Source organism: Streptomyces sp. enrichment culture (assembly GCF_964272855.1).
Taxonomy (GTDB): Bacteria; Actinomycetota; Actinomycetes; order Streptomycetales; family Streptomycetaceae; genus Streptomyces.
In genome coordinates this window covers 6,487,590-6,506,833 of record NZ_OZ186847.1, presented here as the reverse complement: position 1 = coordinate 6,506,833, position 19,244 = coordinate 6,487,590, and the positions used below count along the sequence as shown (strand labels likewise).

The 19,244-nt window shown below is 71.9% G+C and carries 22 protein-coding genes and 2 pseudogenes; 5 read left to right on the top strand and 19 right to left on the bottom strand.

What is annotated here, in order from left to right:
* Positions 1 to 10: 10 nt before the first annotated feature.
* Both ACSU6L_RS28785 and ACSU6L_RS28780 read right to left on the bottom strand, forming a co-directional pair.
* Positions 11 to 715: an antibiotic biosynthesis monooxygenase gene (locus ACSU6L_RS28785; RefSeq protein ID WP_437061410.1), complete on the bottom strand. Its 705-nt coding sequence runs from the start codon at positions 713 to 715 to the stop codon at positions 11 to 13.
* A 99-nt stretch (positions 716 to 814) separates the two neighbouring features.
* On the bottom strand, positions 815 to 1,117 hold the full coding sequence (locus tag ACSU6L_RS28780) for a hypothetical protein (RefSeq protein WP_437061408.1): 303 nt from the start codon (positions 1,115 to 1,117) through the stop codon (positions 815 to 817).
* A 151-nt stretch (positions 1,118 to 1,268) separates the two neighbouring features.
* Here ACSU6L_RS28780 and dapA point away from each other — a divergent pair, with 151 nt between their 5' ends.
* Positions 1,269 to 2,174, top strand: a complete 906-nt coding sequence (gene dapA, locus ACSU6L_RS28775) for a 4-hydroxy-tetrahydrodipicolinate synthase (RefSeq protein ID WP_437061406.1) — start codon at positions 1,269 to 1,271, stop codon at positions 2,172 to 2,174.
* A 25-nt stretch (positions 2,175 to 2,199) separates the two neighbouring features.
* On the opposite strand, the gene ACSU6L_RS28770 is transcribed toward dapA, so the two are convergent.
* The 15 genes and pseudogenes from ACSU6L_RS28770 to ACSU6L_RS28700 form a co-directional block, all read right to left on the bottom strand.
* A complete protein-coding gene (locus ACSU6L_RS28770) occupies positions 2,200 to 3,414 on the bottom strand; it encodes a WD40 repeat domain-containing protein (protein ID WP_437061404.1) in 1,215 nt (404 codons plus the stop codon).
* Positions 3,411 to 3,980 (bottom strand): SigE family RNA polymerase sigma factor, encoded by a 570-nt coding sequence (locus ACSU6L_RS28765; RefSeq protein ID WP_437065104.1) that lies wholly within the window; start codon positions 3,978 to 3,980, stop codon positions 3,411 to 3,413. The genes ACSU6L_RS28770 and ACSU6L_RS28765 overlap by 4 nt, the downstream gene beginning before the upstream one ends.
* Before the next feature lie 183 nt (positions 3,981 to 4,163).
* Positions 4,164 to 4,424, bottom strand: a complete 261-nt coding sequence (locus ACSU6L_RS28760; RefSeq protein WP_437061402.1) for a hypothetical protein — start codon at positions 4,422 to 4,424, stop codon at positions 4,164 to 4,166.
* 147 nt (positions 4,425 to 4,571) lie between these two features.
* On the bottom strand, positions 4,572 to 5,573 hold the full coding sequence (gene dapD / locus ACSU6L_RS28755; RefSeq protein ID WP_437061401.1) for a 2,3,4,5-tetrahydropyridine-2,6-dicarboxylate N-succinyltransferase: 1,002 nt from the start codon (positions 5,571 to 5,573) through the stop codon (positions 4,572 to 4,574).
* A 54-nt stretch (positions 5,574 to 5,627) separates the two neighbouring features.
* A complete protein-coding gene (locus ACSU6L_RS28750; protein ID WP_437061399.1) occupies positions 5,628 to 6,536 on the bottom strand; it encodes a CU044_5270 family protein in 909 nt (302 codons plus the stop codon).
* Between the two features lie 2 nt (positions 6,537 to 6,538).
* On the bottom strand, positions 6,539 to 7,129 hold the full coding sequence (locus ACSU6L_RS28745) for an RNA polymerase sigma factor (protein ID WP_437061397.1): 591 nt from the start codon (positions 7,127 to 7,129) through the stop codon (positions 6,539 to 6,541).
* A 75-nt stretch (positions 7,130 to 7,204) separates the two neighbouring features.
* Positions 7,205 to 7,405, bottom strand: a pseudogene (locus tag ACSU6L_RS28740) (DMT family transporter); the annotation flags it as partial.
* Between the two features lie 109 nt (positions 7,406 to 7,514).
* Positions 7,515 to 7,847 (bottom strand): metal-sulfur cluster assembly factor, encoded by a 333-nt coding sequence (locus ACSU6L_RS28735; protein ID WP_073942328.1) that lies wholly within the window; start codon positions 7,845 to 7,847, stop codon positions 7,515 to 7,517.
* Positions 7,844 to 8,314 carry a Fe-S cluster assembly sulfur transfer protein SufU gene (sufU, locus tag ACSU6L_RS28730; RefSeq protein ID WP_437061394.1) on the bottom strand — a complete coding sequence of 157 codons (471 nt, stop codon included), beginning with the start codon at positions 8,312 to 8,314 and terminating at the stop codon, positions 7,844 to 7,846. Before sufU ends, ACSU6L_RS28735 begins: the two co-directional genes overlap by 4 nt.
* A gap of 16 nt (positions 8,315 to 8,330) precedes the next feature.
* Positions 8,331 to 9,587 (bottom strand): cysteine desulfurase, encoded by a 1,257-nt coding sequence (locus tag ACSU6L_RS28725; protein WP_073942330.1) that lies wholly within the window; start codon positions 9,585 to 9,587, stop codon positions 8,331 to 8,333.
* Positions 9,584 to 10,348, bottom strand: coding sequence for a Fe-S cluster assembly ATPase SufC (sufC, locus tag ACSU6L_RS28720; protein WP_043499791.1), 765 nt, complete (start codon positions 10,346 to 10,348; stop codon positions 9,584 to 9,586). Before sufC ends, ACSU6L_RS28725 begins: the two co-directional genes overlap by 4 nt.
* A 7-nt stretch (positions 10,349 to 10,355) precedes the next feature.
* Positions 10,356 to 10,676 carry a non-heme iron oxygenase ferredoxin subunit gene (locus ACSU6L_RS28715; protein WP_073942332.1) on the bottom strand — a complete coding sequence of 107 codons (321 nt, stop codon included), beginning with the start codon at positions 10,674 to 10,676 and terminating at the stop codon, positions 10,356 to 10,358.
* Positions 10,673 to 11,857 (bottom strand): Fe-S cluster assembly protein SufD, encoded by a 1,185-nt coding sequence (gene sufD / locus ACSU6L_RS28710; protein WP_437061391.1) that lies wholly within the window; start codon positions 11,855 to 11,857, stop codon positions 10,673 to 10,675. Before sufD ends, ACSU6L_RS28715 begins: the two co-directional genes overlap by 4 nt.
* A gap of 61 nt (positions 11,858 to 11,918) precedes the next feature.
* The gene (sufB, locus tag ACSU6L_RS28705; RefSeq protein ID WP_073942334.1) at positions 11,919 to 13,340 is read right to left on the bottom strand and encodes a Fe-S cluster assembly protein SufB; all 1,422 of its coding nucleotides are present in this window, start codon (positions 13,338 to 13,340) and stop codon (positions 11,919 to 11,921) included.
* On the bottom strand, positions 13,337 to 14,080 hold the full coding sequence (locus ACSU6L_RS28700; protein WP_437061389.1) for a helix-turn-helix transcriptional regulator: 744 nt from the start codon (positions 14,078 to 14,080) through the stop codon (positions 13,337 to 13,339). The genes sufB and ACSU6L_RS28700 overlap by 4 nt, the downstream gene beginning before the upstream one ends.
* A gap of 173 nt (positions 14,081 to 14,253) precedes the next feature.
* Between ACSU6L_RS28700 and ACSU6L_RS28695 the strand changes: the two are divergent.
* From ACSU6L_RS28695 to ACSU6L_RS28680, 4 genes and pseudogenes are all read left to right on the top strand, one after another.
* A pseudogene (locus ACSU6L_RS28695) lies at positions 14,254 to 14,709 on the top strand (AAC(3) family N-acetyltransferase).
* Positions 14,710 to 14,785: 76 nt separating this feature from the next.
* On the top strand, positions 14,786 to 15,709 hold the full coding sequence (locus ACSU6L_RS28690; RefSeq protein ID WP_437061387.1) for an ABC transporter ATP-binding protein: 924 nt from the start codon (positions 14,786 to 14,788) through the stop codon (positions 15,707 to 15,709).
* A 145-nt stretch (positions 15,710 to 15,854) separates the two neighbouring features.
* A complete protein-coding gene (locus ACSU6L_RS28685; protein WP_437065102.1) occupies positions 15,855 to 16,571 on the top strand; it encodes an ABC transporter permease in 717 nt (238 codons plus the stop codon).
* Between the two features lie 55 nt (positions 16,572 to 16,626).
* The gene (locus ACSU6L_RS28680) at positions 16,627 to 17,637 is read left to right on the top strand and encodes a COX15/CtaA family protein (RefSeq protein ID WP_437061385.1); all 1,011 of its coding nucleotides are present in this window, start codon (positions 16,627 to 16,629) and stop codon (positions 17,635 to 17,637) included.
* An 18-nt stretch (positions 17,638 to 17,655) separates the two neighbouring features.
* Here ACSU6L_RS28680 and ACSU6L_RS28675 read toward each other — a convergent pair whose 3' ends face one another.
* Together ACSU6L_RS28675 and ACSU6L_RS28670 are read right to left on the bottom strand one after the other, a co-directional pair.
* Positions 17,656 to 18,762 carry an amidohydrolase family protein gene (locus tag ACSU6L_RS28675; RefSeq protein WP_437061383.1) on the bottom strand — a complete coding sequence of 369 codons (1,107 nt, stop codon included), beginning with the start codon at positions 18,760 to 18,762 and terminating at the stop codon, positions 17,656 to 17,658.
* A 102-nt stretch (positions 18,763 to 18,864) separates the two neighbouring features.
* Complete coding sequence (locus ACSU6L_RS28670; RefSeq protein ID WP_073942341.1) at positions 18,865 to 19,197, bottom strand: hypothetical protein; 333 nt, start codon at positions 19,195 to 19,197, stop codon at positions 18,865 to 18,867.
* Positions 19,198 to 19,244: the final 47 nt, after the last annotated feature.

The window sequence follows — 19,244 nt, the reverse complement described above, 5'->3', positions numbered from 1 at the left end:
GGTCAGTCAGTCAGTCGGGCAGCAGGCCCACGGCGTGCCGGTACCGGGTGCCGGTGAACCTCTTCACCGCGGGGTGCGTCCGCACCCGGTCCCACTGTTCGGTGGGGGCGCCGATGCCCTCGCCGGGCGCGGCGAGGACGGCGTCGTAGGCCTGCTCGCTCTCCCACTCGGCGTAGTTGAGGACGTGGGTGCCGTCCGTGCTGAGGTGGAAGTGGGCGGCGATCAGACCGCGGTGGCCGACCGGGTCGTCGGCGAGGGCCTGGATCACCTGGTCGACCCAGCCGGCCCGCTGCCCGCTCGCGTCCGGGGCGAAGTCGATCCGCACGGTCACGATCAGTCCGGGCACCCGGGTGTCGCCGGCGGCGCGCTCACGGCTGCGGTGGCGCCGGTAGCGGTCGAGCCCGACGCGTTCGATGCCGGGCACGGCAGTGTCGATCTCGTCGACGCGCTCCTGCCGGTGGGTCTTCACGAACGCCTCGTACGCCGCCTCGCCCGCCCACTGCGAATGGTGCATGAGGGTGGAGCCGTCCAGGCCGGTGTAGACGTGGTAGCCGAGCAGTCCGTCGGCGGGCCACGGGCGGCGCTCCCAGGTCGTGGCGATCGCCTCGACGGTGGCCCGCTGCCGTTCCGGGGTGCCCACCCGCCAGGTGCTGAAGAACGGCGCCCCGGTCTCCGGGCGGGTGAGGTCGGGGTGGGCGAGGGTACGGCTGGTCATGTCTGCCTCCGCGAAAGGCTGGTCGGTGCCTGTGCCGACCAGCCTCCAACCTCAACCAAGCTTCACGTCAAGCGCGTTGCGTAGTGCCGCGGAAGGTCCTCACCGCCCGCCGCCGCGCCGGCGCAGCATCCCGGCCGCGACGACCGCGGCGCCCGCCGCCCCGGCGACGAGCGCCGGACGCGGATGCCGCAGCGCGGCCTGGGCGATCAGGCGCACCGGCTGCGGCGCCCGGTGCTCCACGGCATGACCGGCCCGGGCGGCACCGCCCTGGACGGCCTGCCCCGCCTGGGCCGCGCTGCTGCGCAGCTGGACGGTCATCGCGCCCGCCTTGTCCATCAGGTCGGCGGCACGGACACGGGCGAGGTCTCGTATGTCCGCCGCGTCCTTGGCCCTGTGTGTCATCGGTCAGCCCTTTCCTGCGGTCTGCGGACCTTCCGGGTACCCTGACCGGCCGCCACTACCCCGCCCCCGGCACCTCGTTCGCGCCGTCCTTACCGGTATCTCGTAGCAGAACTAAGTGGAGCTTCACCGCGGGCCTGCCGAGACTGCTCCCATGACGCACACCGCTGCCACCGCCCCGCCCTTCGGCCGCGCCCTCTGCGCGATGGTCACGCCCTTCACCGCCTCCGGCGCGCTGGACCTCGACGGTGCCCGGCGGCTGGCGGACCGGCTGGTGACCGAAGGCTGCGACGGTCTGGTGCTGAACGGCACGACCGGCGAGTCGCCGACCACGAGCGACGAGGAGAAGGCGGCGCTGGTGCGGGCCGTCCGGGAGGCGGCCGGCGAGCGGGCCGCGATCGTCGCGGGCGTCGGCACCTCCGACACCCGGCACACGATCGAGCTGACCCGGCAGGCCGAGAAGGCGGGCGCCGACGGCGTGCTGGTGGTCACGCCCTACTACAGCAAGCCCCCGCAGGACGCCGTCGAGGCCCACTTCCGCGAGGTCGCGGACGCCTCCGGCCTGCCGGTCGCGCTGTACGACATCCCCGGCCGCACCGGCACCCGGATCGCCCCTGAGACCATGCTGCGGCTCGCGGACCACCCGAGGATCGTGGCGGTCAAGGACTGCTCGTACGACTTCCTGGGCGCCCAGAAGGTCATCGCCCGCACCGGCCTCGCGTACTACGCGGGCTGCGACGAGCACAACCTCGCCCTGTACGCGGTCGGCGGCACGGGCTGGGTCAGCACGGTCGCCAACGTGGTCCCCCGTCAGGTGCGCGCGGTCCTGGACGCGTTCGACGCGGGCGAGACGGCCCGCGCGGCGCGCCTGCAGCAGCGGATCACGCCCCTCGTCGAGGCGATGATGGCGGCGGACCTGCCCGGCACGGTGACCGCCAAGGCCCTGCTCGGCCGGCTGGGCCTGCCCGGCGGCCCGGTCCGCGCACCGCTGCGGCCCGCCGGCCGGGGGGCGGTCGACGGGCTGCTGGCGGCGTACCGGGAGGCGGTCGCCGAGGCGTAAGCGGGGACGGGCTCGGCGGTCGGGCTCAGCGCTCGGCGAAGACCGGTTCCCACTCGGTGCGGGCCAGTGTCTCGTTCGGCTCGCGGACGCCGGTGAGCGGCACGACCTTCTCGCTGCCGATCGTGACCAGGACGATCCGGGGCCGGTAGGTGTCCGTGCCCGAACCGGGCAGGCGCTCCCAGGTGATCAGCCGCCGGTCGTCGGCCCAGGCCATCGCCCCGCTGCCGCGCACCTCGCCGATCTCCTTCCCGGTGCGCGGGTCGAGGAGCCACGTGTACGCCTTCTCGCCCTTTTCCCGGGCCAGCCCTCCCGCAGCGAGCCGGCCGTCGGGCGACAGCCCCGCCAACGCGTCCCAGACCAGGTGCCGTTCGCCTGCGGGCGCGGTGATCTCGTCGCCCCCGAGGTCGTGGTACTGCCGCACGGAGTTGCCCCGGACCACCCGTGACCACACGGTCGTGCCGTGGGCGCCGAAGGCGAAGTCCTCCCGGAAGTTGACGTTGTCGTCGGCCTCGACCGGGCTCCAGGTCGTCTTCCCGGAAGGCAGCTCCACGATGTGGAAGCCGAGCCGGTTGGGCACACCCCACCGTCCCATCCAGTCCTTGCCCTTCTCACCTTCGACCGGGTCCCGCAGGTCGGGGTTCTGCGCGTACGCCGTGGCGACCAGCCGCTCACCGTCCGGCGAGAAGGCGAGCCCGCCGACGCCGTGGTCGACGGTGATCCAGGCCTCCACCTGCCGGGTGCGCAGATCGAGCAGCCCGATCCGCTTCGTGGGCAGCCGCCGCTCCAGCACCGCCGCCCTCTCCAGCCCGGGCGCGACGGCGACGTACGACCACCGGTCGTCCTCCTCGTACCGGCCGGTGCCCGGGTTCAGCAGGTGGTACGTGCGTTCCGCGACACCCTCCGTCTCCGACCGGGCGACGACCTCGGTCGTGTAGTACGCGGCGAGCGCCACGTTCCCCGCGGCGACCATGTCCCGCGGCGGCGACTGGTCGGGGTGGGCATGGACGTCCCGCTGCTCCGTCACCTCGGCGGGCCGCACGTCGTGCTTGCCGGAGTCGAGCAGCGGCACCCCCACCGAGACCGCGACCACGGCTGCGGTGGCCATGGCGGCGGCCGCGAGCCTCCGGACCCGCCGGCGCCGACGGGCGCCCAGCACCCGGTCGGCGAACCCCGGCTCGGCCGACGGCTGTTCGGCGGCCTGCTCACGCAGCGTGTCGCGCACCAGTTCCTCGACGTTCACGGACGTACCTCCACGGTCTCGACGGGCGCGAAGTCACGGGACGGCAGGGGCTCGGCGTCCCTCGGCCCGAGCGCGGCCAGCTCGGGGGCGAGCGCGCGCAGCCGGGCCAGGGAACGGTGCGTGGTGGACCGCACGGTGCCCACGGAGCAGCCCAGGAGCCGGGCCACGTCGGCCTCGGGCAGGTCCTCGAAGTAGCGCAGCACCAGCACGGTGCGCTGCCGGGCGGTGAGCCGGGACAGCGCGTCCCGCATCACCAGCCGCAGCTCGGCGGCGGCCGAGGTGTCGCTCGCGGACACCGCCGGGTCGGGCGGCTCGGCGACGCTCAGCTCCCGCCGCGGCCACTTCAGCCGCCAGCGGCTCACCTGCTGCCGGTACAGCACCTGCCGGACGTAGGCCTCCGGCTCGTCGATCCGGTGCCAGCGCCCGGCCGCCTTGACGAGCGCGTTCTGCAGCAGGTCCTCGGCGGCGTGCCGGTCGCCGCCGCTGAGCAGGACCGCCGTCCTCAGCAGCGCGGACGACCGGTTGGCCACGAAGTCCCGGAAGTCCTCCTGCGCCTCGGCATCCATCGTCACCTTCTCTTCCCCGGGGACGGACCCGGTGTCCGCCCCTCGCGCCCCTTGGGACGCGCGCGGAGCCCGGCCACTATGCCTGCCGGCGGAGAGAAATCCGTACGGCGGCCGGAACGGCTCGGGGCCCGCACCGCGAGGGGAAGCGGTACGGGCCCCGAGGGGGAGGGCGGGCGGTGCCCGCTACTCCGCGGCGGGTGCGCCGGCGGACTCGGCGGACTCGGCGGCGGCCCCGCCGCCCAGCCCGAGGAAGTGCTGGAGCACGTCCTCCATCGGATCGTCGATCTGGCCGGCGTTGACGAGCCCGACCCGGGGGCCGTTGTGCGACGCCGTGTTGGTCTCGTCGGCGTACGCGACCCCCGCCGGAGCCCCGCACACCACCGCCGCCAGAACGCCCGCCCCGGCCAGCCGGCGCACCGCGCCCCTCGCCCGCTCGTTCCTCATCACTCAGCCCTCGTCTCACCATTCGGCATCTGATCGGACGGACCATGCGTCCACCCGTTCATCGGCCGGAACGGCCCCGAGGTCACGGCGAGTAATCCGTTCAAGTGATCGTCACCGGCCTGACCAACCGTGAGGTGACGCCGGAGATCAGTTGTGGCTGTGCAGGATCTCGTTCAGGCCGCCCCACTCCGCGTTGTTCGGGCGGGCCTCGACCGTGCCCGTGACCGAGTTGCGGCGGAAGAGGATGTTGGAGGCGCCGGAGAGTTCGCGGGCCTTGACGACCTGGCCGTCGGGGAGGGTGACGCGGGTGCCGGCGGTGAGGTAGAGGCCCGCCTCGACCACGCAGTCGTCGCCGAGGGCGATGCCGATGCCGGCCTCGGCGCCGATGAGGGAGCGCTCGCCGATCGCGACGCGCTCCTTGCCGCCGCCGGACAGGGTGCCCATGGTGGAGGCGCCGCCGCCGATGTCCGAGCCGTCGCCCACGACGACGCCCTGGGAGATGCGGCCCTCGACCATGGAGGTGCCGAGGGTGCCGGCGTTGAAGTTGACGAAGCCCTCGTGCATGACGGTGGTGCCGGAGGCGAGGTGCGCGCCGAGGCGGACGCGGTCGGCGTCGGCGATGCGGACGCCCGCGGGGGCGACGTAGTCGGTCATGCGCGGGAACTTGTCCACACCGAAGACGCTCAGGTGCAGGCCGCGGGCGCGGGCCGCGAGGCGGACCGTCTCCAGGGTGTCCACGGCGACCGGGCCGAGCGAGGTCCAGGCGACGTTGGCGAGCAGGCCGAAGATGCCGTCGAGGCTCTGCTCGTTCGGCTTGACCAGGCGGTGCGAGAGCAGGTGCAGCCGCAGGTAGGCGTCGTGGGTGTCGAGCGGCTTGTCGTCCAGGGACGAGATGACCGTACGGACCGCGACGATCTCCACACCGCGTACGTCGTCCTTGCCGAGGGCGGCCACGCCGTGCTCGCCGAGCAGTTCGGCGGTGCGGTCGGCGTCCAGGCGCTCGGTGCCGGCCGGGCCGAGGCCCTCGGCAGTCGCAGCGGCCAGCTCGGGCGCGGGGAACCAGGTGTCGAGGACGGTGCCGTCGGCGGCGATCGTGGCGAGGCCGGCGGCCACGGCGCCGGTGGTGCGGGGAGCAGTCGTGTCGGTCATGAGGGAAACCTAACGTGACGGGGGCCGCCCGGGCGAACCGGTCCGGCCCCCGTCTCACGTGCCGGGCGAGGCCCCCACGGGCGGCTGGGGACGGTCGTCCTCGCCGTCCACGACCTCGGTGGTGAGGCGGGCGCCGCTGATCTCCACCTCGCCGTCCCGGCTGACACTGCGGAACCCTCGGTAGAGGCGGGTGTCCGGGTCGAGGAGCGTTTCGTCCCGGAACCCGGCGCCTTCCCGGTACACGGCGATCGCGTCCCGTCCGGCCGCGTCCACGACGTCGGCGACCCGCACACCGGGGACGGTGGCGAGGGCCCGGTAGACCTTGGCGAGGTCTTCGGGGTCGTAGACGTAGGACCGGCTGATGACGGCGGTCAGGGCCCGGTACTCGTGCTCCGTGCGGCTCTCCCCGGGGTCGGTGGCGTGGAAGAAGGCGCGGGCCTTCGCCCGGACCCGCGCCGGGTCGTCGGGGAGGCTCTTGAGGAAGGCGTAGTGCTCCCTCGGCGAGTGGTCGTCGCCCGCCTTGCCGTTCTCCATGGCCGGGTCGGCGTACCGGATCAGCCGCTCGTCGGTCTGCGGATCGGGCGCGTCGTCCGTCGTGTTCGTCTCGACGGTCTCGGTGTGGATCCACTGGCCGTCGTGCGCGGTGACCGCGGGACCGGCGGCGACGATGTCCGCCGCGTCGTTCAGCCAGCCCTTGGCGCTGCCCAGCTCGACGGTGTAGCCGTGGCCGGCGCCCGGCAGGGCGGTCTCGCCGCGGCCGTCCGTCACCTGGGGCACGATCACCGCGGCCGCCGCGATGGCCGCCGCCGCGCCGATCGCCGCGAGCCGCCAGTCGGCGCGCAGCCGGCGGGTACGCCCGCCGCGGGCGGCCCGCAGCAGCCGCTCCCGACCTCCGACGAGCCTGTCCCGTCCCGGCCGGGGCGCCTCGGCCCGCAGCTCCCGCACCCTCGTCATCTCGTCCATCGTCAGACCACCTCCGTGGCGTCGAGCGTGAATGCGGGATCGGCCCCGAGTGCGGCACGGACCTTGCGGCGGGCCCGGTTGAGCCGGGAGCGGACGGTGCCGACGGGGATGCCGAGGGCCTCGGCGACCTCCGGGTACGTCAGATCGGCCCAGGCCACCAGCAGCAGGACGTGCCGGTCGCCGGCGGAGAGTGCGGCGAGGGCGCCGGCGAGCGGGGCGTGGGCGGTCTGCGCGGTCACCCGGTCGTCGGCGCGCTCGGACCAGGACTCGGCGACCGGGTCGTGTCCGGTGCGGGCCAGCGCGCGCAGGGCGCGCACCTCGGCGCGGCGCTGCTTGCCGATGAGGTTGGCGGCGATGCCGTAGAGCCAGGGGCGGGCGTGGAACCGGTCGGTGTCGTAGCGCGAGCGTGTCCGGAAGGCGATGAGGAACGTCTCGGCGGTGATGTCGTCCGCGGCGCCGGCGCCCAGCCGGCGCTGTACGTAGCGGTGGATGTCGGCCGCGTACCGGTCGTACAGCAGCGCGAACAGCTCCGGCTCCGCCAGGGACCGGCCGACGATGTCGGCGTCCTGGGGCGGCGATGGCGGTCCGGTCACGGGGCCTCCGTGGGCGTGGTCGGGGTGAGCATGTCACCCCGCTGTTCCCCGATGCCCCCTGAGGGGTTCACGCCGTCAGTGCGCCCCGCCGGTGTTGACCACCACCACCCCGACGATGATCAGCGCGATCCCCGCCGCCTTGGCGGCCGTCATCCCCTCGCCCATGAACACCACGCCGATGGTGGCGATCGCCGCGGTGCCCACCCCGGACCAGATCGCGTACGCCGTGCCGACGGAGACCGTCTTCAGCGTCTGCGCCAGCAGTGAGCAGGAGATGGCCGAGCAGCAGGAAACCCATGGGGGCGAGCCTGGTCAGGGCCCTGAACAGCACGGTGGCCCCCGGTGCCAGGCACCGGGGGCCACCGTCACAGCCGTACGGATGACCTCAGACGTTGAACCCGAGCGCCCGAAGCTGCTCGCGGCCGTCGTCCGTGATCTTGTCCGGGCCCCACGGCGGCATCCAGACCCAGTTGATGCGCAGCTCGCTGACGAGGCCGTCCGTGGCGGACTTGGCCTGGTCCTCGATGACGTCGGTCAGCGGGCAGGCCGCCGAGGTCAGCGTCATGTCGACGGTCGCCACGTTGGAGTCGTCGATGTGGATGCCGTAGATGAGGCCGAGGTTGACGACGTCGATGCCCAGCTCGGGGTCGACGACGTCCATCAGGGCCTCGCGGAGTTCCTCCTCCGAGGCCGGCTTCATCTCCACGGTCTCGCTCATGCCGTCTTCCTTTCGGCGTCGGCGTCGGCGCCCAGCGCCTGGGCCGTCGCGTCCTTCCACGCCATCCAGCTCAGGAGGGCGCACTTGACCCGCGCGGGGTACTTGGAGACGCCGGCGAACGCGACCGCGTCCTCCAGCACCTCCTCCATCGCGTCGTCGGGCTCGATCCTGCCCTTGGACTGCATCAGCTCCAGGAAGGTCTCCTGGATCTTCTGGGCCTCGGCGAGATCCTTGCCGACCAGCAGTTCGTTCAGCACCGACGCGCTCGCCTGGCTGATGGAGCAGCCCTGGCCCTCGTACGAGACGTCGCTGACGGTCGTGCCGTCGTACTTCACGCGCAGCGTGATCTCGTCGCCGCACGTGGGGTTCACGTGGTGCACCTCGGCGTCGCCATCCCGCAAGCCCCGCCCGTGCGGGTTCTTGTAGTGGTCCAGGATGACGTCCTGGTACATGGAGTCCAGCTTCACCTTTTCAGCACGCCCCTCAGCCGAAGAAGTTCCGTACGTGCTCCAGGCCGTCGACCAGTGCGTCGATCTCGGCCGGTGTGGAGTACAGATAGAACGACGCTCGCGTGGTCGCAGGAATTCCGTAGCGGAGGCAGACCGGGCGCGCGCAGTGGTGGCCCACGCGGACCGCGATGCCCTGCTCGTCCAGGACCTGGCCCACGTCGTGCGGGTGGATGTCGCCCAGCGTGAAGGAGATCGCCGCGCCGCGGTCCTCGGCCGTGGTCGGGCCGATGATCCGCAGGTCGGGGACCTCCGCCAGACGCTTCACCGCGTACTCGGTGAGCGCGTGCTCATGGGCGAGGATCTTGTCCATGCCGATCGAGTTCAGGTAGTCGATCGCCGCGCCCAGCCCGACCGCCTGCGCGATCGGCGGGGTGCCCGCCTCGAACTTGTGCGGGGCGGGAGCGTACGTCGACGAGTGCATCGACACCGTCTCGATCATCTCGCCGCCGCCGAGGAACGGAGGCAGGTCCTCCAGCAGCTCCTGGCGGCCCCACAGCACGCCGATGCCGGTCGGGCCGCACATCTTGTGGCCGGTGAAGGCCACGAAGTCGGCCTGGAGCGCCTGCACGTCGACCGGCATGTGCGGCGCGGCCTGGGAGGCGTCGACGCAGACCAGCGCGCCGACCTCCTGGGCGCGGCGGACTATCGCCTCGACCGGGTTGACCGTGCCGAGGATGTTCGACACCAGCACGAAGGAGACGATCTTCGTCTTCTCGGTGATGATCTCGTCGATGTTCGACAGGTCGAGACGGCCGTCGTCGGTCAGGCCGAACCACTTCAGCTTCGCGCCCGTGCGCTGCGCCAGCAGCTGCCACGGCACGATGTTGGAGTGGTGCTCCATCTCGGTGATGACGATCTCGGTCTCGGAGTCCACGCGGTAGGGCTCGTCGGCCCAGCCCAGCATGTTCGCCACGAGGTTCAGCGACTCCGAGGCGTTCTTGGTGAAGATCACCTCGTCGCGGCTGGGCGCGTTGATGAACTCCGCGACCTTGTCACGCGCGCCCTCGTACAGCGCCGTGGCCTCCTCGGCGAGCACATGCACACCGCGGTGGACATTGGCGTTGTAGCGCTCGTAGTACTCGCTGAGGGCGTCCAGCACCTGGCGCGGCTTCTGCGAGGTCGCCGCGTTGTCCAGGTACACGAGCTTCCTGCCGTCGTGGATCACTCGGTCCAGCACGGGGAAGTCCTTGCGGATCGCCTCGGTGTCGAGGAGGCCCGGCAGCTGTGTCACGCGGATGCGCCACCCTTCGTGTATGCCTCGTAGCCCTCGTTCTCCAGCTTGTCGGCGAGCTCGGCGCCGCCGGACTCGACGATGCGGCCGCCGGAGAACACGTGGACGAAGTCGGGCTTGATGTAGCGCAGGATGCGCGTGTAGTGCGTGATCAGCAGGGTGCCGACCTCGCCGGTCTCACGGACGCGGTTGACGCCCTCGGAGACGATACGGAGCGCGTCGACGTCCAGACCCGAGTCGGTCTCGTCGAGGATCGCGACCTTCGGCTTCAGCAGCTCCAGCTGAAGGATCTCGTGGCGCTTCTTCTCACCGCCGGAGAAGCCCTCGTTGACGTTGCGCTCGGCGAAGGACGGGTCCATGTTGAGGCGCTCCATGGCCTCCTTGACCTCCTTCACCCAGGTGCGCAGCTTCGGGGCCTCGCCGCGGATGGCGGTGGCGGAGGTGCGCAGGAAGTTGGAGACCGAGACGCCGGGGACCTCGACCGGGTACTGCATCGCCAGGAACAGGCCCGCGCGGGCACGCTCGTCGACGGACATCTCCAGGACGTCCTCGCCGTCGAGCAGCACGGTGCCGCCGGTGATCGTGTACTTCGGGTGGCCCGCGAGGGAGTAGGCGAGGGTCGACTTGCCGGAGCCGTTGGGGCCCATGATGGCGTGCGTCTCGCCCTGCTTCACGGTGAGGTCGACGCCCTTGAGGATCTCCTTCGTGGCGTTGTCGGCCTCGACGGTGACGTGCAGGTCTCGGATTTCAAGCGTTGCCATGGGTGCCTCAGGACTCCTGGGTGAGGGAGACGAGAACGTCGTCCCCTTCGATCTTTACGGGGTAAACGGGGACGGGGCGCGTCGCGGGGAGGCCGGACGGCTTGCCGGTGCGCAGGTCGAACGCGGAGCCGTGCAGCCAGCACTCGATCTGGCAGTCCTCCACCTCGCCCTCGGAGAGCGAGACGTTCGCGTGGGAGCAGATGTCGTGGATCGCGAACACCTCCCCCTCGGTCTGCACGATGGACACCGGCGTGCCGTCGAGTTCCACCCGCTTCGGGGTGTCCTCCTCCAGCTCGCTCAGCCCACAGGCGCGTACGAAGGTGGTCATGCGACCGCCGCCTCCAGCTCCTCTTCGATCTTGGCGATCAGGCGCTCCTCGATGTCCGCGACACCGATCTGCTGGACCAGCTCGGCGAAGAAGCCCCGGACGACGAGGCGGCGTGCCTCGTGCTCCGGGATGCCGCGGGCCATCAGGTAGAACAGCTGCTCGTCGTCGAAGCGGCCGGTGGCGCTCGCGTGGCCGGCGCCGACGATCTCGCCGGTCTCGATCTCCAGGTTCGGCACCGAGTCGACCCGCGCGCCGTCCGTCAGGACGAGGTTGCGGTTCATCTCGTAGGTGTCGGTGCCCTCGGCGGCGGCCTCGATCAGCACGTCGCCGATCCACACCGCGTGCGCCGCGTCGCCCTGGAGGGCGCCCTTGTACACGACGTTGGACTTGCAGTGCGGCACGTTGTGCGTGACCAGCAGGCGGTGCTCCTGGTGCTGGCCGGCGTCGGTGAAGTACAGGCCGAACAGCTCGGCCTCGCCGCCGGGGCCGGCGTAGGTGACGCGCGGGTGGAGGCGGACGACGTCACCGCCGAAGGTGACGACGACCGACTTGAGGGAGGCGTCCCGGCCGATCAGCGCGTTGTGCTGGGCCACGTGCACGGCCTTGTCGTCCCAGTCCTGGACGGAGACGACGGTCAGCTTGGCGCCGTCGCCCAGGAGGTATTCGACGTTGGCGGCGAGCACCGCGTCACCGGTGTGGTCGATGACGACGACGGCCTCGGCGAAGGCGCCCAGCTCGATCACCTGGTGGCCGAAGGCGGTGCCGCCCTCGCCGTGCACGGCGATCCGGATCGGCTCGGTGAGGACGGTCTCCTTGGGGACGGTCACGACCGAGGCCTTCTCGAAGGCGGAGTACGCCTGCGCGGCGACGCGGTCCACCGGGGTGCCCGCCTTGCCGAGCCGCGCGTCGTCCCGGCCGACGGTCTCGACGACGACTCCCTCGGGGGCCTCGACGGTGACCTTCACGCCCTCGCCGTCGGCGACGGCGGTGCCGTCGTGCAGTCCGCGCAGCCGCTCCAGCGGGGTGAACCGCCACTCCTCCTCGCGGCCGTGCGGGACCGGGAAGTCCGCCACGTCGAAGGACGGGGGCGCGCTCATGCGCGAGACGACGGTCGACTCGGCGGCGACCGCGATCGAGCCGGCGGTGGTGGAGCCCACCGGGATGTTCTGAGCCTCAGCCATGGCTGTCGTAATGCTCGCTTTCCGTTACGTAAGGGGCCTGACGGGGTTCGCGTGCCGGTGATTAACCGACCGCGCCCTCCATCTGCAGCTCGATCAGCCGGTTGAGCTCCAGCGCGTACTCCATGGGCAGCTCCTTGGCGATCGGCTCGACGAAGCCGCGCACGATCATCGCCATCGCCTCGTCCTCGGAGAGACCGCGGCTCATCAGGTAGAAGAGCTGGTCCTCGGAGACCTTGGAGACGGTCGCCTCGTGGCCCATGGACACGTCGTCCTCGCGGACGTCCACGTAGGGGTAGGTGTCCGAGCGGGAGATCGTGTCGACGAGCAGCGCGTCGCACAGCACGTTCGACTTGGCGCCCGGGGCGCCCTCGCCGATCTCGATGAGACCGCGGTAGGACGTACGGCCGCCGCCGCGCGCCACGGACTTCGAGACGATGTTGGACGACGTGTTCGGCGCCATGTGGACCATCTTGGCGCCCGCGTCCTGGTGCTGGCCCTCGCCGGCGAAGGCGATGGACAGGGTCTCGCCCTTGGCGTGCTCGCCCATCAGGTAGACGGCCGGGTACTTCATCGTCACCTTGGAGCCGATGTTGCCGTCGATCCACTCCATGGTCGCGCCCTCGTAGGCGACGGCGCGCTTGGTGACCAGGTTGTAGACGTTGTTCGACCAGTTCTGGATGGTCGTGTAGCGGCAGCGGGCGTTCTTCTTGACGATGATCTCGACGACCGCGGAGTGCAGCGAGTCCGACTTGTAGATCGGGGCGGTGCAGCCCTCGACGTAGTGCACGTAGGCACCCTCGTCGACGATGATCAGGGTCCGCTCGAACTGGCCCATGTTCTCCGTGTTGATACGGAAGTAGGCCTGGAGCGGGATCTCCACGTGCACGCCCTTCGGCACGTAGATGAAGGAGCCGCCCGACCACACGGCGGTGTTCAGGGCCGCGAACTTGTTGTCACCGGCGGGGATGACCGTGCCGAAGTACTCCTTGAAGAGCTCCGGGTGCTCCTTCAGCGCGGTGTCGGTGTCGAGGAAGATGACGCCCTGCTCCTCCAGGTCCTCGCGGATCTGGTGGTAGACGACCTCCGACTCGTACTGGGCGGCGACACCGGCGACGAGGCGCTGCTTCTCGGCCTCCGGGATGCCCAGCTTGTCGTAGGTGTTCTTGATGTCCTCGGGCAGGTCCTCCCAGGACTCCGCCTGCTTCTCCGTGGAGCGCACGAAGTACTTGATGTTGTCGAAGTCGATGCCCGACAGGTCCGAGCCCCAGTTCGGCATGGGCTTCTTCTCGAAGAGCTTCAGGCCCTTGAGGCGCAGCTTGGTCATCCACTCCGGCTCGGACTTCTTGTCCGAGATGTCGCGGACGACGTCCTCGTTCAGGCCGCGCTTCGCAGCGGCACCGGCCTCGTCGGAGTCGGCCCAGCCGTATTCGTACTTGCCCAGACCCTCGAGCTCAGGGTGGGCAGTCTCCGTGGGGAGAGTCATGCGGGGTTCCTCCCGGCCGTGCTTGCAGATGCGTTCTTAGTGGTTTTGGAAGTCTTCGGGATAAACGTCGTGCAGATGCCGTCGCCGTGGGCGATGGTGGCCAGCCGCTGTACGTGAGTACCGAGCAGCTCGGCGAAAAATTCCGTCTCGGCCTCACACAGCTGCGGGAACTGCTCGGCGACGTGGGCGACCGGGCAGTGGTGCTGGCACAGCTGCTCGCCGGTGGGCGCGCTGCGCGCGGTAGCAGCGTACCCGTCGACACTCAGGGCCTTGGCCAGCGCTTCGGCGCGCTCCTCGGGGGCGGCCTGGTCGACCGCCTTCCGGTAGGCGGCGGCCTGGGCGGCGATCCGGGCCCGGGCGAAGGCGGCGACCGCCTCGCCGCCGCCCTCACGCTCGGCGATCCAGCGCAGCGCGTCCATGGCCAGCTTGTCGTACGACTGGTCGAAGGCGTCCCGGCCGCAGTCCGTCAGCGCGAACACCTTGGCGGGGCGGCCGCGGGTGCGGGTGCCGTACACCCGCCGCTCGCGCGCCTCCACGACGCCGTCGGCGACGAGGGCGTCGAGGTGCCGGCGGACGGCCGCCTGGGTGAGGCCCAGCCGCTCGGCGAGTTCGGCGACGGTCGACTGGCCGTGGTCCAGGATGGACCGCGCGACCCGGTTGCGCGTCGAGCGCTCCCCGGTCGCGAGCTCCTCCTGGGGGGTCCCCGTGGGGGTCTCCCGAGCCTCGCCGACGTTTTTCACAACGCCATTGTTGCGTAATTCCTCAGAGCGTGACAAGCGGCGTCCGAACCGGCGGACGGTGCCCTGCGTCACTTAGGTAAACCTAAGATGACCTGCGGAAACGATCTTTGATCGATCAAAGCAGATCACAGATCGAGGGCGTCCACGGGCCCCTTCCGGGACACGCCCGGACCATGCCCACACCCCCTCCGACCGGCCCACTCGTCACCCGCGGCACCCTCGCCGACGACTTCGCCGAGCTGGGCGTCCGCCCCGGTGAGACCCTCCTCGCGCACACCTCCCTGAGCTCCCGCGGCTGGGTGTGCGGCCGGCGCCGTCGCCGTCGTGCAGGCACTCCTCACTCGGCCCACCCCCAGACCTCCTTCGCCGCGCTCGGCCCCGGGCGCGGCGATCACCGACGGCCACGCCCCCGACTGCCGGCTCGGCTGGGGGTACCGCCCACGCCATTCAGCCAGTGGGTACCGGATACCGGCGCCGCTGGTCGAGGTGGGCCGGCCCGGCGGGACCGCCCCGTCGTCCGCGGCAAGGCCGGCGCCGCCGGGGCACGGCTGTTCCCCGTGGCCGACGCGGTGGCCTACGCGGAGCGCCGGCTGGCACTGCACCGGCCCCGGGCGCTCGAAACGGAGTGAGCGATCCGGCCGTCCTCGGGTGCACTTCCGCACCCGGCCGCCTGAGGCCCCCCGCGCCTACCTAGACTCTGGAGCCATGCGAAACGAGCCCGTGCTCCAGGTCCAGGCCCTGGTGAAGCGGTACGGCGACAAGACCGCGGTGGACGGCCTCGACCTGGTGGCCCGGGCGGGCGTGACCGCCGTCCTCGGCCCCAACGGGGCGGGCAAGACGACCACGGTCGAGACCTGCGAGGGGTACCGGAGGCCGGACTCCGGCACGGTGCGCGTCCTGGGCCTCGACCCGGTCCGCCAGTCCGGCGAGCTGCGCCCGCGGATCGGGGTGATGCTCCAGTCCGGCGGCGTCTACTCCGGCGCGCGGGCCGACGAGATGCTGCGCCACATGGCGAAGCTGCACGCCCACCCGCTGGACGTGGACGCGCTGATCGAACGGCTCGGGCTCGGCTCGTGCGGCCGTACCGGCTACCGGCGGCTGTCCGGCGGGCAGCAGCAGCGGCTCGCGCTGGCGATGGCCGTCGTGGGCCGCCCCGAGCTGGTCTTCCTCGACGAGCCGACCGCCGGTCTCGACCCGCAGGCCCGCCGTGCCACCTGGGACCTCGTCCGCGACCTGCGCGCCGACGGTGTCTCCGTGATCCTCACGACCCACTACATGGACGAGGCCGAGCAGCTCGCCGACGATGTCGCGATCATCGACGCGGGCAAGGTCATCGCCCAGGGCTCCCCAGAGGAGCTGTGCCGCGGCGGCGCCGAGAACACCCTGCGCTTCAGCGGTCGCCCCGGCCTCGACGTGGGCTCCCTGCTGAAGGCGCTGCCCGCGGACTGCGCGGCGGCCGAGCTGACGCCCGGCTCCTACCGGGTGGTCGGCAAGGTCGACCCGCAACTGCTGGCGACGGTCACCTCCTGGTGCGCCCAGCACGGGGTGATGCCGGACCGGATCTCCGTCGAACGGCACACCCTCGAGGACGTTTTTCTGGAGCTGACGGGTAAGGAGTTGCGCTCATGATCGGGCCCCGCACGAAGGCCGGCCGGGGGTCCGGGGGTTGCCCCCCGGGAAGGCACAGCCTGGAGCTGACGGGTAAGGAGTTGCGCTCGTGACCACCCCCACCGGCGTCTACACGCCCAAGCCCGGCGCGGCCCCGCTGCCCCGGATGATCGCCGCGCAGGCCGCGCTCGAGACGAGGATGCTGCTGCGCAACGGCGAGCAGCTGCTGCTGACGGTGATCATCCCGACGCTGCTGCTGGTTCTGTTCAGCACCGTGGACATCGTCGACACCGGCGAGGGCGAGGCCGTCGACTTCCTCGCCCCCGGCATCCTGGCGCTCGCCGTGATGTCGACCGCGTTCACCGGCCAGGCCATCGCCACCGGCTTCGAACGCCGCTACGGCGTGCTGAAGCGGCTGGCCGCCTCCCCGCTGCCCCGCTGGGGCCTGATGACCGCCAAGACCGCGTCCGTGCTGGTCACCGAGATCCTCCAGGTGATCCTGGTGACGGTGATCGCGTTCGCGCTCGGCTGGTCGCCGCACGGCAGCCCGTTCGCCGTCCTGCTGCTCCTCGTCCTCGGCACGGCGGCCTTCTCCGGGCTCGGTCTGCTGATGGCGGGCACCCTGAAGGCGGAGGCGACGCTGGCCGCCGCCAACCTGGTCTTCCTGCTGCTGCTCGTCGGCGGCGGGGTGATCGTGCCGCTGGAGAAGTTCCCGCCCGCCGCCCAGGACGTCCTCGGGCTGCTGCCGATCTCCGCCCTGTCGGACGGGCTGCGGGACGTCCTCCAGCACGGCGCCGGCCTGCCGTGGGGGAACCTGGCGATCCTCGCGGTGTGGGCGGTCGCGGGGCTCGCGGCGGCGGGGCGGTTCTTCCGCTGGGAGTAGGCCGCGAGGTCTGTTTCGCACCCCTCGTGAACGCGTGCACAAGCAGCCCCCTACGATGGTGGGCGTGCCAAAGTTGACCCGCGCCGACGCCGAAGCGGCGTTGCGCAACCCGCTCGCCTTCATCGCCGCCCGCTGGACCCCCGATCCCCGGACGGTCCAGCGGGCCGCGCTCGCCGCGCTCGTCATGTCGGTGGTCATCGTGGTCACCGGCGGCGCGGTCCGGCTCACCGGTTCCGGCCTCGGCTGCCCCACCTGGCCCAAGTGCACCGACGACTCGCTGACCGCGACGTCGGAGATGGGCCTGCACGGGGCCATCGAGTTCGGCAACCGCATGCTGACGTACGTGCTGTGCGCCGCCGTCGGCTGGGCGATCATCGCGGCGCGCTCGCAGAAGCCGGTGCGCCGCGACCTCACCCGGCTGGGCTGGGCGCAGTTCTGGGTCGTCATGAGCAACGCGGTGCTCGGCGGCATCGTCGTGCTGGTCGGGCTGAACCCGTACACGGTCGCGGCCCATTTCGTCGCCACGTCCGCGCTCATCGCGATCGCCGCGGTGATGTGGCAGCGCGCCCGCGAGGGCGACGCCGCGCCCCGTCCGCTGGTCGGCAAGTCGGTGCGGCAGCTGGTGTGGTGCATGGTCGCCGTCACCGTCCTGCTGATCCTCGTCGGCACGGTCGTCACCGGCGCGGGCCCGCACGCGGGCGACTCCAGTGACGTGCCGCGCATGCCGGTGGACTGGGAGATGATCAGCAAGCTGCACGCCGTGCTGGCGTGGATCGTGGTGACGCTGACCTTCGCCCTGTGGTTCGTGCTGAAGGCGGTCGACGCCCCGCGCGGGCCGCTGAACCGGACCCGGGAGCTGTTCGTGATCCTGCTCCTGCAGGGCGCCATCGGCTACGTCCAGTACTTCACGGACCTCCCCGAGATTCTGGTCGGCCTGCACATGCTCGGCTCGTCCGTGATGTGGATCTGGACCGTACGGGTGGTGCTGTCGCTGCGCGAACGGCCCGGGACCGACCCGGCGGACCTGCCGGGACAGCCGGAGCGGGCGGCGCTCACCAACGTCTGAGCGGCCCTGTCCGGGCCCTCAGTCCAGCCCGTACACCCGCCGCGCGTTCCCCGCGGCGATCAGGCCCGCCACCCGCTGGGCGTCGGTGAGGGACCACGCGCCCTCGGCGACCCAGCCGCCCAGCACCCGTGCCAGGGCCTCGCGGAACAGCCGGGCGCCCACGACGTGCAGCTCGGGCAGGCCCTGTGCCCCGCTGGAGAAGAGGACCTTGCCGAAGGGGGCGAGTTCCAGGATCTCGGCGAGGACGGTGGCCGCCCGGGCGCCGGTGCGCACCAGGGCGGCGCCGGAGTCGGCGTAGACGTGCGGGAAGACCCCGGCCAGATGGGCCGCGTGCCGGTGGTAGGGGTAGCCGTGCAGCAGGACGAGGTCCGTGCCCAGGCCCGCCGTCGCCCGTACGAAGTCGGTGAGCAGCACCGGGTCCGTGCGGTCGATCCGCAGCCCCGGCTCGCCGAGCCCGGCGTGCAGCTGGAGGGGCCGCCCAGTGGCGACGGCGCTCCACAGCAGGTGCCGCAGCAGCACCGGGTCGCTCAGTTCCCCGCCGACGGGACGCGCCGCCAGCCAGCGTCCCGCCGCGCCCCGCACCTCCCCCGGGCCGGGCGGCTCGGGGGCGAGCGCGAGGCCGTGCCGTACGCCCGCCACGGAGGTGAAGGCCACCGCGCTCGCGCCGGCGCCGTGCACCGACTCGGCGAGGTTGGCGAGGAAGGACTCGACGGTGCCGGAGGTGTCGGCGACCTGTTCGGCCAGCAGCTCCAGGCGGACGATCTCCCGGGCCTCGGCCGCCGAGGCGGCGGCCAGCTCGCCGGGGCCGGTCAGGTCGCCGGGCAGGCCGGTGTCGACCAGGTACGTGGTGATGCCGCTGCCGCGCAGCAGCCGCCGGCCGGCCTCCACGACGCCCAGTTCCCGGCGCCGGGCGAGGTAGCGGGCGGGCGGGCAGTGGGGTTCCAGGCCGAGCAGGGGCGGGCACCAGCGCCGTACGGCGAACCCGGTCTGGGTGTCGAAGAGGGTGGTGCCCGGGGCGGGCGGTCCCTCGGTGCGGGCCAGCTGGGCTTCGAAGGTGCCGAGGCCCAGCTCCGTTCTGAGCACGCCGTGGCAGTACTGGTCCACGAGGGACGGCGTTTCGATCATCCGGGTCTCCCGTGACTGGACCGCGTACTCCTACGAGGCCTAACGGGTGAACCGGGTGTCAGGTACTGCGGTCGCGCACCCCGTGCGAACCGGCGGCCGGTGTCAGGGGTTGGCGGGACCGCCGACCTGGATGCCCGCCATCCGGGACCATTCGTACGGGCCGGTCTTCACCTTGGCGGCGAACTCGCCGTCGAAGTCCTCGTGGACGGTGATGCCGGCCTTCGCCACGGCCTGCTCGGCCAGCTCGTAGGAGGGGGCGACCAGGTCGCCCCAGCCGCCGTCCTCGCCGACGAGGACGATCCGGGCGCCGCGCTGCCCGATGTACGCCACCTGGCCCTCGGCCCCGCCGTGTGCCTTGGAGAAGGCGCTGATGCGCTTGGCGAGCCGGGCGACCGTGCGCTCGGCCTTCGCGTCAACCTGCTGCGTGTCTGCCATGGCCAGGATGCTACCGACGGGTAGATCAAACGGCGACCGGCGGGGTG